Source organism: Streptomyces sp. NPDC058525, from assembly GCF_042719495.1.
Lineage (GTDB): Bacteria > Actinomycetota > Actinomycetes > Streptomycetales > Streptomycetaceae > Streptomyces.
Map to the genome: position 1 here is coordinate 42,572 of NZ_JBHXNP010000038.1, position 13,034 is coordinate 55,605.

General features: G+C 67.1%; 11 protein-coding genes. 3 read left to right on the forward strand and 8 right to left on the reverse strand.

Features of this window, described 5'->3' with window-relative positions; all coding sequences use genetic code 11:
* The first annotated feature begins 297 nt into the window (after window positions 1-297).
* Entirely contained in the window at window positions 298-1,431 is a 1,134-nt protein-coding gene (locus tag ACFWP3_RS19195; RefSeq protein WP_384222343.1) for a helix-turn-helix domain-containing protein, read from the forward strand.
* 491 nt (window positions 1,432-1,922) lie between these two features.
* Complete coding sequence (locus ACFWP3_RS19200; protein ID WP_384222345.1) at window positions 1,923-3,044, forward strand: XRE family transcriptional regulator; 1,122 nt, start codon at window positions 1,923-1,925, stop codon at window positions 3,042-3,044.
* An 88-nt stretch (window positions 3,045-3,132) separates the two neighbouring features.
* Here the strand turns inward: ACFWP3_RS19200 and ACFWP3_RS19205 are convergent, their stop codons facing one another.
* The 8 genes from ACFWP3_RS19205 to ACFWP3_RS19240 all read right to left on the reverse strand — a co-directional run bounded on the left by ACFWP3_RS19205 (window position 3,133) and on the right by ACFWP3_RS19240 (window position 11,583).
* Window positions 3,133-3,723 (reverse strand): hypothetical protein, encoded by a 591-nt coding sequence (locus ACFWP3_RS19205; RefSeq protein ID WP_384222348.1) that lies wholly within the window; start codon window positions 3,721-3,723, stop codon window positions 3,133-3,135.
* 195 nt (window positions 3,724-3,918) lie between these two features.
* Complete coding sequence (locus ACFWP3_RS19210) at window positions 3,919-5,781, reverse strand: type IV secretory system conjugative DNA transfer family protein (RefSeq protein WP_384222350.1); 1,863 nt, start codon at window positions 5,779-5,781, stop codon at window positions 3,919-3,921.
* A gap of 106 nt (window positions 5,782-5,887) precedes the next feature.
* Window positions 5,888-7,246 carry an ATP/GTP-binding protein gene (locus ACFWP3_RS19215; protein ID WP_384222353.1) on the reverse strand — a complete coding sequence of 453 codons (1,359 nt, stop codon included), beginning with the start codon at window positions 7,244-7,246 and terminating at the stop codon, window positions 5,888-5,890.
* A gap of 5 nt (window positions 7,247-7,251) precedes the next feature.
* Window positions 7,252-8,742 carry an SCO6880 family protein gene (locus ACFWP3_RS19220; RefSeq protein WP_384222355.1) on the reverse strand — a complete coding sequence of 497 codons (1,491 nt, stop codon included), beginning with the start codon at window positions 8,740-8,742 and terminating at the stop codon, window positions 7,252-7,254.
* Between the two features lie 42 nt (window positions 8,743-8,784).
* Window positions 8,785-10,068 carry a hypothetical protein gene (locus tag ACFWP3_RS19225; protein WP_384222356.1) on the reverse strand — a complete coding sequence of 428 codons (1,284 nt, stop codon included), beginning with the start codon at window positions 10,066-10,068 and terminating at the stop codon, window positions 8,785-8,787.
* Between the two features lie 3 nt (window positions 10,069-10,071).
* On the reverse strand, window positions 10,072-10,500 hold the full coding sequence (locus tag ACFWP3_RS19230) for a hypothetical protein (protein WP_384222358.1): 429 nt from the start codon (window positions 10,498-10,500) through the stop codon (window positions 10,072-10,074).
* Window positions 10,478-11,272 (reverse strand): hypothetical protein, encoded by a 795-nt coding sequence (locus ACFWP3_RS19235; protein ID WP_384222360.1) that lies wholly within the window; start codon window positions 11,270-11,272, stop codon window positions 10,478-10,480. The genes ACFWP3_RS19230 and ACFWP3_RS19235 overlap by 23 nt, the downstream gene beginning before the upstream one ends.
* Window positions 11,272-11,583 carry a hypothetical protein gene (locus tag ACFWP3_RS19240; protein WP_384222362.1) on the reverse strand — a complete coding sequence of 104 codons (312 nt, stop codon included), beginning with the start codon at window positions 11,581-11,583 and terminating at the stop codon, window positions 11,272-11,274. The genes ACFWP3_RS19235 and ACFWP3_RS19240 overlap by 1 nt, the downstream gene beginning before the upstream one ends.
* Window positions 11,584-11,941: 358 nt before the next feature.
* On the opposite strand from ACFWP3_RS19240, the gene ACFWP3_RS19245 reads away from it, so the two are divergent.
* Complete coding sequence (locus ACFWP3_RS19245; protein ID WP_384222364.1) at window positions 11,942-13,021, forward strand: M23 family metallopeptidase; 1,080 nt, start codon at window positions 11,942-11,944, stop codon at window positions 13,019-13,021.
* Window positions 13,022-13,034 lie beyond the last annotated feature (13 nt).

The following is a 13,034-nucleotide window of genomic DNA, read 5'->3' on the forward strand; positions in this document are numbered from 1 at the left end:
GCGAAAGCCTCTCGCCATCAAGGCCGAACCTACAACGAGGCGCGGGCGGAGACCGTTGCCGATGTCATTCAGCAGCCCGACTACGACAGCCGCTCTCCGAGGGTCGGGTGACGAAGGGGTCCGTTACCGCGCCGAGTCCCTCCCTACCCCTTGGCAGGAGTAGCCAATGACCGATGCGATCGCCTTCGTCTTTGTTGCGTTGCTGCTGGCACACGCCCTCTGGCGTGTTCCGGCAGCCTCTCGAGGTCATACCCGAGAGCGGTCCTTGTGGGGGGCGCTCACCGCCATGTCTCTCACATGGCTCATGCGGACAGATGCCCCTTTAAGGGGGCATGTTGCGCGACTGTTGGCATTCTTTGCGCCGCCGTCGTGCAGCCGATCGCCTTCAGTACAGGGGGGAAAGTGAGTAGAGTGCCGGTCTTCACAGGGGATTTGGGGGTCGGTTCGGGCGGTGGTGTCCCCGCCGCGCAGGCACAGAGTTCCCGCTCGCCCAGGCGCACGCTCCGTGAGAGCGGGGGGCTCCCCGGTGCCCGGCCGCACAATGATAGTAGGGACCGGCCAGAAGCCGCGGACGACCCTGCGGCAAGCCGTCCCCGGCAGCTGCAGAAGCTCGTGCAGGGTCGGCGCGAGTTCCTCAAACTGAGTCAGGAAGCCGTTGCTGCACGCCTAGAGATGAGTACACGCGCGTACGGAAACTGGGAACGAGGTGTTGTTAAGGAGTGGACCGACCACAAGCTCTACTTGCTGGCCGGAGCCCTGGAGATGACTTCGTTCCAGACCGAGCGGCTCTTCTGGCTTGCCGTGGACCGGGCACCCCAGCCCGAACTTCGCAGCCCGGTCCGGCAGCCACAGCAGGACGCCTCGACCATGGCGTTCCTTGAGGACTACAGCGTGATGATCAATGCGCTGTCCCTTCCCGCCTTCCTGATCGACCACCGGTGGAACGTCCGGATGGCCAACAGCGCCTTTCGTGAGCTCTTCCGCGACGTGCACCAGCACCCGAGTGTCATGCCCGCCGACAACTTCCTCCGCTTCGGGCTATTCCACCCGGACGCGTGCCGGATCTTCGAGGGGCACGTGGCGTGGAAGCTGTCGATGCTGGCGCAGTTGGCAGCCAGTCTCGAGCGCTACGACGACGACTCCGTGCTCCAGGCGATGCGGCGCGAGGTCTACCTCGACTCCGCACTGAGGGAGATGTACCTCCAGGACATGCCGGCCTGGACCTACGGGCCCGGGGCCGACCTGCTCCATCACGGAGACAACATCCTGCTGCTGCGGCATCCCGACCCGGGCCTGGGGCTTCGGGGCTGCCGCTTCATCGAGGAGACCCCCCGGCCGCTGCAGGCTCTCGGCCTCACGCGGATCACCCTGGTCCTCACGCACGCCGACGAGGAAGCGGCTGCGGAGCACCAGCACTTTCGCGCCGCGTAGCACCGGCCCGATCGGTCAGACGTAGGGCGCCACTTCGGCAAGGGCGGCGAACGGAGGGGCTAGGCCCGGGCCGTGGGCAGGCCAGCCCGGAGGCTAGTTCCAGACACTCACTGTACTGCAGAGATCTGGCCGCGGCATGAGTCTTGCCATACGGGCAGCCGTTTGTTTGCAGTTGGGCAAGTCGCACCCGGCGGACAGGTCTGGTGAACTCTCCATGCCGCACAGTTGATTGCCGCGTTGCGCCCCGAACAGGGCTTGCCGAAGCTAACCTTCTTGCCAGCCGCAAGGGCTTTTCGAGGGCGATGTTCGAGCGCCTGTTCGGTTGCCTGTTTGGCTTTCATGCGGAATACAGATAGGACTCAAGCCAAAACCGCGTGTAGCTTCAAGCCGCACGCATCCGTACCCTGACACCGTACGTCGGAGCAGAGGTGGGGAGCCGGTCACTGTCCGGCGCCGAATAGGCAAGTGAGACCGGAGCCAAGGAGCCGTGCATGGTGATCGCTACCCTCGGCGAGGTCGTCGCGGACTACCGAGCACGCCTGGCGCTCGCCCCTGCCCGCGTCGCCGCCATGGCGGGAATCACCGAAGCACAGTACCGCGCGCTGGAGCTCGGAACCGCATGGCCGGGGAGCGCCGCAGTACAGGCCGTCATCGACGTGCTGAAGATCCCCCACGACAATCGGCTGCACCAACGGCCGGCTGACTCGCCCCTGGACCTGTACCTCAGTCAGATCCTGCACGGCTACGACATCCCTGCCCTCATCGTGGACAGCGAGTGGCGCACCGTCGAAGCCAACTGCTATGCCCAGCGTCTGCTCCCAGGCTCGGCCCGGCCCGGCTGGAGCATGCCGCGGTGGATCCTCCACAGCGACGAGGCGCGAGAGCGTCTTGGCAACTGGCACCAAGTCGCTCACGTCGTCACAGACCTGGTCCGCGACGAGTTCGCCGCCGGCCTGGACAACCCAGAACTCCATGACCTTTTCCGAGCAGCTCGTCAGCACTCCTCCGGCTCCGATTCACATCACGACGGAAACTCGGGCGGCCACCTGCTGACCTGGCGCACCGCAACCGGCCCGTTCCCGGCCACAGCCTGCCTCATCAGCGTACCCACCGGCCGACCCGACCTCAGGCAGGTCACCCTGATCCCTCGGGGCACGCAGCCCGGTCATCCACTGCTGAACGCCAAACCCAGCCAGCCTTGGAACGGGCCGCTGCTCCTAGACCTGCTCAGCTGTGGCATATGTGGCCTTCTTCTGACAGGTGGCGGAGCGCCCGAGACCTATCACTGCGCCACCGGCTGCCTTCCCCCCATTCCCGCCGGCGCCCTCGAAGCCCGCGTCGCCGAGGTAGTAGTTCCTCGCGCGTTCGGACCGGATGAGTGCCGCCAGCTGGCCGCCGCGCAGGAATCGCTCACCGCCGACGGCTTCGACATGAACCTGAACGTTCCGGTCACCGGGAAGCACGCTCTCCACCAGTGGACCCGGTCGATGACCGACACCCAACGCAGAGGCATCCTCACTTCGGCGGTCCGGTCGATCACCGTCTACGGCTCGAAGGATGGCCTGTGCTGGGAAAAGTCGGCACTGCGATACGCCTGGCGCGAGCTCGTCTAGGAGGACTCCTCCCCAGCGGGCTCGAGCCGCCCCCTCCAGCCCCCGCTCAGAACCACGGAAGCCACGTAGTGACGAGCTGCTCGCCGACCTAGGCGGCCTCGGGTTTCGGAGCCGATCCACCACCACCGCCGGGCGCACCCGCCTCCAGGATCTTCTTCCGGTACGCAGGGTCCGTGCCCCACGTGGTCCGGGACTTCTGCTGGTGGTACCCGTTGGTGCACTCACCGAGCCACATGCGGCTGACCCGTTCCACCGCCCGGGACCAGGCGTCGTGCCACAGATACGGCCGGGCCGCGGCGTCCTCCTCATTGCCGTACGAGGACTCCCACCCCGTCCACAGCGCGGTCAGCTCCGCGACCACGGAACCGTGCTGCCACCAGCAGGCGTGGGGCAGCTGCTCCGTGGTGAGCTCGTAGGTGTCGGCCATCCGGATCACCCAGGAGGTGAACTCCCCCCACAGGGCAGCTCGCACCTCCTCGTCTTCGATCCGGTGCCACACCACCGGGGCACCGGGAACCCTGTCGCCCTCACCCGTGCCCCCACCGTCACCACCGCCCTGCTTGGACCCGCCGCGGACAGACCCTGAGTCCTCGAGCCGCGCGACCCGGGCATGGAAGGTCGTGAGCTCGTTGTTGATGGACTCCAGCGCCTCGAACAGTGGCGCGAGCGGATCAGGCATCAGCAGCCTCCTTGCGTGAGCGCCGCGACCGGGCCGCGCGCAGCGTCGGGGACAGCCTGTGCGGTCGCGGGCGATGGACAGGTACGAAGACCGCCTCCAGCTCCGCTGGGGCTGAGAGCGGCTCGTAGCGGCGAGGCGCCCCCGGAGTGAGGGAGAAACTGCCCCCGTGTCGATTCAGTGGCCGCGACGACCGGTTCAGCTCGCATGGCTGTTCACCTTCTTCAGTGCTTCCTTCGTCGCCTCGGCGATCTCCTTGGCGCGCGGACCTTCGTGGATGCGCTCGAAGCGCACGCGGGTTACTGGGGTGCGCCGGTGCACGACCAGGCCCTCGCGTTCCTTGATCTGCCGGATGTCGCCCGGCTCCAGGACCGCCCTGCGCCGTGTGGAGATGCTGACGGAGGTGCTGTCGCCGCTGTCGGACACCGACTCGGTGTCCTCCTCGAACTCGCCGGCCAACGTGCTGTAGTTCTTGAGTTCCTGCTCGTCGGAGACGCCACCGAGGATCACCTTGATGGTGGCGGCCGCGAACATCTTGCGAACGCCCAGCTCACCCCAGCGCTCGTGAGCCTGCGCCAAGGACTGCAACACGGCCACCATGAAGATGTTCTGAGACCCGGAGACCGACATCAACGACGGGATCTGGGGAAGCGGTGCGACGTTGGCGAGCTCGTCGCCGAGTACGCCCAGCGGGGGATCGAGCCGGCCGTTCGGCATCCTCGCGGCAATCACCTTGGCGGTGTCCAGAATGGCCCTGGAGAAGGCCGCCAGGATCGGCGCCAGGGAGCTGCCTTCGTCCTCCTCACCGATGAGGAACACGGTGCCGCCCTCGGTGAGCCATTTCGAGATGCTGAAGTTCTTCTCGTTGCGGGCCGACTTGCCGAAGATGGCCGCGACCTTGGTGTCGTACAGAGCCAGGATGCTCTGCTCGGCGGTTCGCCAGCTCGCCGAGCGCTCCTCCGGCGCGGCCGCGTGCTGGGCTGCCAGGGCGCGGGCGAGGTTCTCCTGGCCGTGGCGAGCCAGGATGTCAACCGGCTGCCGCTCCGTGGGGGCGGTGGCCCACCGAAGGATGTCCATGGCGCTGAGTCCTTCCACGGCGGCCGCGTGAAGCCAGCAGGTCATCAGCATCTGGGCGTTCATCACGAAGTAGCCGCCGTTCTTCGTCCCCTCGTCCGACTTCGCGGTGCCCGTGAGGGTTTCCGCGCGCTTCCGGGCGACGGTGAAGTCCTCGCAGCCGTCGACGAGACTCCACTGGAGCTGCAACGGCCAGTTCGAGAGGCCCGTGGGGTCCAGGACCATGACGGGCCCGTGCTTCTCCCGCGCCTTCGCCGTTGCGTAGAGGACGTCCGTCTTGGAGGACGTGGCCAGCACAGAGCCGGGGAAGTCGAGGATCCACGGCATGATGAGCTGCGAGGTCTTGCCCTCTCGGGGCGGGGCCACGATGAGGACGGTCTCCTCGAAAGGGATGTACAGCTTCACGCCCGTCGGGATCGAGGTCCCGCAGAAGACGGCGACCTCACTCACAGGCACGTCAGTGACCTGAGGCTTGGCCGCGCCGCCCTTCCAGGGAAGCAGGCTTCGCGAGGCGGATCCTTTCTGCAGCGACGGGCGGGGGGTGGTCAGGCTGGGGCGTAGAGCTCCGAGTCGAGAGAGGGCTTTGGCCTCGCCCATCGCTTCTTCCAGCTGTGCGCCGGTGGCCAGACCATCGGTGCCTTCGTCGCGCATGCTGCGCCACCGGCGCCAGCCGGCCCGGGCGCCCCAGCAGGTGACGAACGCGGTGACAAGGAACGGCGGGTAGAAGGCGAACGGTCCGCCGACACCGGCTTCCTGCGGGAAGGCGTCCTGGGGCCGGTGGGGGGCCATGAGCAGGTGCGGGATAGCTGCGGCGGTCTCGTTCCAGGAGACCAGCGCCGGGGAGAGGTGGGCGAGGAGCCCCGAGATGACCGCCGCGAACCATGCCCACACGGTGAGTGCGACCGCGGCTATGCACAGCGCGATCCACCAGGCGTCTTTGTAGACGTGGAGGCGACTGCCCGAGTGAGGGGTGACGACCTTGGCCACTAGCGAACACCTCCGCGGACGTTACGCCATGCCGCCGGCCCGATGGTTCCCGGGTGTCCGCGATGCCGAGGAGGGACGGCCGGGTGCGGGTGGAGTGCTGTAGGCATCAGGCGGCACCCTTTCGCATGGTCATGAGCGGCGCATCGGGTGCCTGGGCGTCCGTGGCGACCTCGGTCATCTTCCGGTTGGTGTTGGTCAGGGAGCTTTCCGTAGCGCTGCGGATGTGCTCGACGAGGTGCATCCGGTTGCCTACCTGCCAGACGGCACGGCCGGGGGAGCACCGGCTGGCGCCGTCCATGAGTGCTTCGCGGGCCCAGTCGGGCAGCTGCAGGTAGTCGGCTGTCAGATCCGCCTCGGCCTTGTCCATGTGGTAGAGCACGCGGGTCGCGGTGAGTTTGAGGATGGCGGCGGCCTCTGGGGCCTCATCGACCATCAGGTCGCCGAGGTGGTGGAGGATGGCCCAGAAGGACAACCCCAGCCGGCGCCCGTACCGCACGAATTCCTCGAAGAGTCGGGCCACTGGGCGGTGGCTGAGGATGTGCCAGGCCTCTTCGACGATCAGGGTGCGCTTGATGCTGTCGCCGGTCTTGATCCAGGCGTAGCGCAGCCAGGGGCCGATGACGCTCATCAGCAGGGGCATGGCCTCGCCCTCGCGGGGGAGGCGGGTGAGGTCGAAGACGATCAGCCGTGCGTCCAGGTCGATCCCCGGGGTGGTGGGGCCGTTGAACAGGCCCGCCAGGTCGCGGGTCTCGCTGCACAGCTGGTCCATGGCCAGGCTGGCCGGCTGTCCCCAAGCCACCATTTGCTCGACGCCGACCTGGCGCTTGCCGAGCATCGCGGGTTCCGGGTTCGTCAGGGCGTCGTGGATGTCCGACAGCACCGCCACCCGGCTCTCGCTTCCGGCACGGACCTGGGCTGAGGTGTGGGCGATGGAGAGCGCGAACTCGCTCTCGGAGGTGAGGGGTCCGCCGATGATCTCCACCATCGAGCAGAGGATCTTGAACTGGTACTGGGAGGGGATCCGCGGGTCCAGGGGGTTGAGACGGACGCCCTCTCCGTCCTCGCCTCCGTAGATCAGGCGGATCGGCGTGACGCCCAGGGCGCGCGCGATGGAGTCCCACTCGCCGACGCCGTCCTCGCCCTGGGCGTCGAGGATGCAGAAGGACCGGTCCCGGAAGCGCAGCTGCCGCAGCACGTAGCACTTTTCGAGGCTGGACTTGCCGAAGCCGGACTTGCCCAGCACCAGCACGTGACCGCTGGGCAGGCGCTCGCGCGCGCTGGGGTCGTAGAGGACGAACGGGTCGTAGATGTAGGCCTTGCCGGAGTAGATCTCCCTTCCGATGATCACGCCGCGAGGGTCGGAGGAGGGCGCGCCGACGGCCGGATACAGGCCGGACGCGGTGGCCGTCGTGGTGCGTAGAGCGCGGCGCCGGGTCTGGCTCTGGGGACGGATGAGCTCGAGCATGGGTGTCAGTCCTTCAGCAGTCCGGTGACCAGCGGCAGGGTGTTGGCGAAGGCACGGTGCTGCTCCGAGTCGCACCACTCCAGTGCCAGCTGGGACTTCACTGCGGCGGCCCGCACGGTGTTGCGGTGCTGGACCAGCAGCTCAGGGTCCGGAGCTGTGACCGTGACCCATCCGGTGAGCCGGATGCCGGCTGCGCCGTTGGCCAGGTCGTGCATGGTCGCCGACGAGGCGCCGAGCTCACGTTCCTCGCGGGGGTCGGTGATCTTTCCCGGGGTCGTGTCGGCCTGGCCGGCCTCGTTCGTGACGTCGGCCATGGCGTCCTCAAGGGCCTTGTCTGCCGGAACCAGCCGCATGGTGATTCCCACGGTGAGGATCACGTCCGAGACGTAGAGCAGCAGGGGGGCGAGGAAGTTCACGCCGACGGGCAGTACCGGGAATTGCTTGACCCAGGCGGTGCTGGTGTACCAGGGGTCGGCTCCCTCCCAGCTGCGGGCCGCCATCCGGGAGGGGTCCTGGGCGTCCATCTCGGCGGGCCAGCAGCTGGACCGGTCCATGCCGCGGGTGTCGTTGATCCAGTGGTCGGGCGCGTAGCTGTGGTGGATGAGGGAGGCAAGTCCCGGCTCGTCCATGTTCCGCACCCACCGGAGCTGGGCGCCGGACAGGCCGCGAATGAAGTTGTCGACCTCCTTGCCCAGTACCTCGCCGTAGCCGTCGTGCAGGGTGCGGTACTGCAGTGCCTCAGCTGCCAGTTCCTGGGTGTAGGGGATGCCGAGGACGAGGAAGAGTCGGCGGTCCTCGGCGTAGACCGCGACCGCGTCCAGGAGTTGGTTGTAGGAGTCGTCCAGCCAGGCCGGGGCGGAGGGGTCCCTTCGCGCGGCCGCGTCGTGGGCGTGGGCGTTGGGGTCGGTGGGCAGCAGCCGCGCCAGCCACTGCACGTACTGGATACGGCCGCCGGACTCGGCAGTCTCCTTGAGGAGGTACTCGTACGCCCCGATCAGCGCTTCCTTGTCCCCGCCGTCCAGCCCGCCGAAGTTCTTGGCGGCCTCTACCTCGATGCACGCCACGAACATCGACTCGGTGGGCTGGAGCAGGACGGCGATGTCCCCGTAGGACGTCTTCGCCGTGATCCACTCAAGAGCCTCAGGGACACCGACGGGCTGAGCAATGGGCTCGGGCGTCCCGTCCCGGCGCCGCCCCGCCAGCGGGGCGGTCGACCGGTACAGGAGCTTCCCGTCGCGCAGCAGCCGCCGGTAAGAGCGCCGGATTTCGAACCATCTGAGGAACGTGCGTCCCTTGTAGGGCACCATCGTGGCCCAGAGGCAGCTTCCGCCGGCTCCCAGGGCTCCGATGATCTTCAGCGGGATGCCGGGCAGTGCGGCCAGAAGCCCGACCGACAATGCGATCCCGCCGAGGAGAACAAGCTGCTCGTCCATCTCGAAGCGGCGCCCCAGCAGACCGCGTGGACGCGGTCGGGGGAACGAGAAGAGGCGGTCCATCGCGACTCCTTCCGTGAATCGTTGTGGGCGTTGGGATGCCGGCTACGCCGACGGCGGGGGAGGGGGCGGGGCAGGAGAGGGCGGTGGAGGCGGTGTCTGCCCGCCCCCCGACGAAGGCGGGGGCGGCGGAGGCGGTGACGGGGGACGGCCTCCGCCAGACCGCGGAGGCGGGGGAGCGGGAGGACGGACGCCGCCGGAAGGAGCTCCACCCCTGCCCTGCCGCCGTCCGGTGCCGCCTCCCTGGCCGCCGCCGCGGCTGCCGCCACGGCTGTTGCTGCCACGACCACTTCCCTGGCCGCCGCCTGATCCTTGCCCGGGGGCGTTGCTCTGGCCGCCTTCGGGGGACGGGCTGCCACCGCCCGACTGGCCTCCGCCGCCTCCTGCGTTGTTGGCGCCGTCCTTTGCGGCCTGCATGGTCTGATCGCGCATGTCGTCTGCGGCCTGCTTGATCGCAACCGCGGCCGCTGCCGGCCCTGCTGCGGCGGCTCCAGCCGTGCCCTGCTTCTGGCTTGCCTGCTGAGCCATGTCGTTCTGCTTCTGCTTCCCCTTGGCCTGGGCAGCCCGGCCACGTTGCCCGGCTTCCTGCTTGACCTGGTGCATCGACTGCAGTTCATCGCCCACGAACGGGATCCACTTGGAGATCTGGAAGGGCATGAAGAGGGCGATGAAGAGCAAGGCGAGGAAGGTGAGGCTTGTGCCGATGGCCTGCGGAATCGTCATCCTGTCCGTGCTGTCGGCCATGCCGTCGAGCAGGGCCCCGGCCAGCGCTAGGGCGAGGTATATGCCCAGCTTGCTGGCGATGATCCCGCCAAGAATTCCGACGTACTTCTTTGTGTGGCCCCAAAGGTCTCTGTCGACGAGGCCCGAGAAGACGATCGGGCCGAAAATGAGGCCCATGAGGATCAGCGCATTTCGCACCACAAGCATGATCCACAGGCCGAACACGGCCAAGAGGATCGATATTGCGATGGGAAGGGCGATGACTACACCCACGCCCGGCATCAGCAACGTGATTGTAGCGAGGGCGGTGAAGATGACCGCCCCTCCGACGAACACTTCAGCGATGTAGTCGCCGAGGATCTCTTCGGCTGCGGTGTCGACGAAATCGACTGTGAGAGCCACCACCAGGGGCGAGAAGCCTGCAACCACCACGGACATCAGCAGGTAGCCGACGTTCTCCATGATGGCCTGGCCGATCGGTATGCCGCGCACGGCCCGCTTCACTACCGATATCAGCCACATCACTGCGGTGAATGCTGCAGAGAGCGCGAATACGAGACCGTAGAGGCGCAGGAAGCCTGGGTTTCCCCAGTCGATTTCCATCATCAGTTAGTCCCCCTTGGCCTTCTCGTCCGGCTTAGGCTTCCCGTCCTTCGGCTTGTTGCCGCCAGCCGGAGCGGATGGCTTCTTGCCGGTGAGTTCCTCACCGAATGCGTCGAACATTCCCTTGGTGCCGCTGCGGACCTTTCCCTCGATATAGCCGAAGGGATCGCTGGCGAAGTCGACAGCGGAACTCACGCCGTCGACCACGCCTTTGGCTCCGGTGTTCTCGTAGAGCCATATGCCGCCCTTCTTGGCCTTATCGCAGAGGTACTTGCCGCCCGGGGCATTGCACGGATTCACCCAGCCCGGGACTTCGACGGCACGAGCCTGCGGAACGGCCGGGCCGGCGACCACGACGGAGGCGGCCAGCATGGCGGTGACCAGTGCCTGTGCGGCCCGGCGGCGGAGCGTGTCAGCCTGCGTAGCGCGGAGCATCGAACTCCTTATTCGCCAGTTGCATGTCGGCCGTCGCCGACGGCGCCGAATCCCCGGTCACGAGGGGAGTGGGGCCGTCAGCCTGGCTGATCGTGGCGACCTTCCAATCCCCGTTCTGCCACTGCAGGATCAGGGTGTACGTGGACCAGGTCGCGGCCACGGGCATGGCCGACTTCTCCCTCGGCACGCCGACCACCTCGGTCATCCAGACCTTGACGGTCGCCGTCTCCGAGGAGAAACCGCTCACGCTGGTGCCGAGCGGAGCGGCACGCATGACCATCTCGGGCGCCGTCTGAGCTGTCACTCCGAGCGCAGCCATCAGGCCCTTGGCGGTCTGATCGTCCGTCTGCTGCTGCACCGGCAGAGCGGCCGAGGTCATCACCGTCTTGAGCACCTGGTGGCGCAGCGCCTCGTCAGTGAAGTAGGTCGGGCTCGAGCGTGCGGTCTGGTAGTTGACCGCGGCCGCGGCCGCACCCTCCTTGGTCTGCGTGTAGCCGACCGGCACTCCGTCCTGTACGGACTTGGCCTTAACGCCAGGGCCTGAGCCGCCGGCCTGACCGGTCGCAGTTGACTTGGGAGCCGGTGTGTCGACGGACTCCTTGTCCTTTTCCCCGCCAGTCAGCATCAAGAGAATGCCGATGACGAGCACGATGGCAAAGCCGATCGCGCCGATCTTCGCCCTGCGCCAGGGAGAGGGGCCGTCCGAACCCGGACCCTGGGTGGTCTGCGGGGTGAGGCTGCGCGTACCCGCCTTCCTCGGATTCCCGTTCATCAGATTCCAAATCCGTAGACGATGGTGAAGAGCGTCGCCATGGAGGCGACGGTGAAGAGGCCGAGGAGGGAACTGGCCACCATGGTCTGCCCCTTCTTGGTCTCCATGCTGTTGTGCTGCTGATTTCCGACGCGAATATGCACGGCGCCGACGACCGCGCTTCCCAGTAGGAAGAGAATGGCGCCCGCCATGATCGCGGCGATGATGATTCGGGCCTTGGTCCCAAGGGCCCCGAAAACACCCCAGTCGGGATTGATCCCACCTACGAGGCTGCCAATATCGGCGGCCAGTACCTGCTGCGTTACGTGCACGAATCCTCCCAGGCTGCGAAAGCCTGCCCGAGTCCGCTGTGAGGACCTGGACATCCAGTCATCGACAGCGAGGAATCAAGAGCGAGAATTGAAGACGGGTTTCTGGAACTGAGAAGCTGTCAGCCTGCCTCTCTGGTAGATGCGTTGACGCATCCGCCTTCCAGTGCCATACAATTCCAACCGAGTTGTCGATTCCCTGCTGCCTTCACTCGGCGCAGACGCTAGCCGCGCTTCACCGGCTACGCAGTCGCGCATTCGCAGCCCTGGGACGCCCGGCGTATCGGGTCCACCCCATGGCACGGGAATTGCGGTTTCCGTCCCTCGTGGCGGGACGCGCATCGACGACTGGGGACCGAAAATGAGCACAGGCATGCGCGTCGGCGCGGGAGGCCTCGCCGCGCTGTTCGCCGGGGCGCTTTGCATCCCACTCCTGCTGGGCGCCGGCAAACCCAACGGAGGCGGCTGGGACGACGCCTGCTCCTCCGGCAACACCGCGATAGAGGTCGCCGCGGACAAACAGACGATTCCCCCCGTTGCGCCCGGCGCGCAGGTGACCGTTCCGCTCAACCCTCAGGGGAAGCAGAACACCCCCTCCTGGAACGCCTCCCAGCAGCGGTGGGCGGGCATCATCACCAACGTGGCCCGCAGCCGCGGGCTCCCGCCCCGCGCCGCCGTCATCGGCGTGGCCACGGCCATGCAGGAATCCACGCTGGAGAACATCAACTTCGGGGACCGTGACTCCCTCGGCCTGTTCCAGCAACGTCCATCGCAGGGATGGGGAACGCCGGCGCAGGTCACCGATGCGGTGTACGCCTCGAACTCCTTCTACAAGGGCCTTGAGAAGATCGAGGACTGGCAGACCAAGCCGCTGACCAAAGTCGCGCAGGCAGTACAGCGCAGTGGGTTTCCGGACGCCTACGCCAAGTGGGAGCAGTCCGCCGGGGAGCTCGTCGTCAAGAGCTGGGGCAACGCCGTACTCACCACCACGTCGGGCTGCGACCCTGCCCAGAACGCGGTCGGCAAAGGCACCGGCGCCTGGGCCCTCCCCGTCGAGAACTCCCGCATCACCACGCCCTACAAGGCCGGCGGCGGCATGTGGTCCTCAGGGAGTCACACCGGAGTCGACTTCTCGGTGCCCACAGGCACCCGCATCCAGGCCGTAGGCACGGGAACCGTCGTGAAGGCCGGATGGGGCGGCGCGTACGGCAACGAGGTCGTCATCAAGATGTCGGACGGCAAATACACCCAATACGCCCACCTCTCCTCCATAGCCGTGACCCAAGGACAAGCCGTTACCGCACGCCAGCAGATAGGCGTATCCGGAGCGACCGGCAACGTCACCGGCCCCCACCTGCACTTCGAAACCCGCACCGGACCCGCATACGGATCCGACATCAGCCCTGTCGACTACCTGCGCGGCCACGGCCTCTCGCTCTAACCAAGGAAGGAGG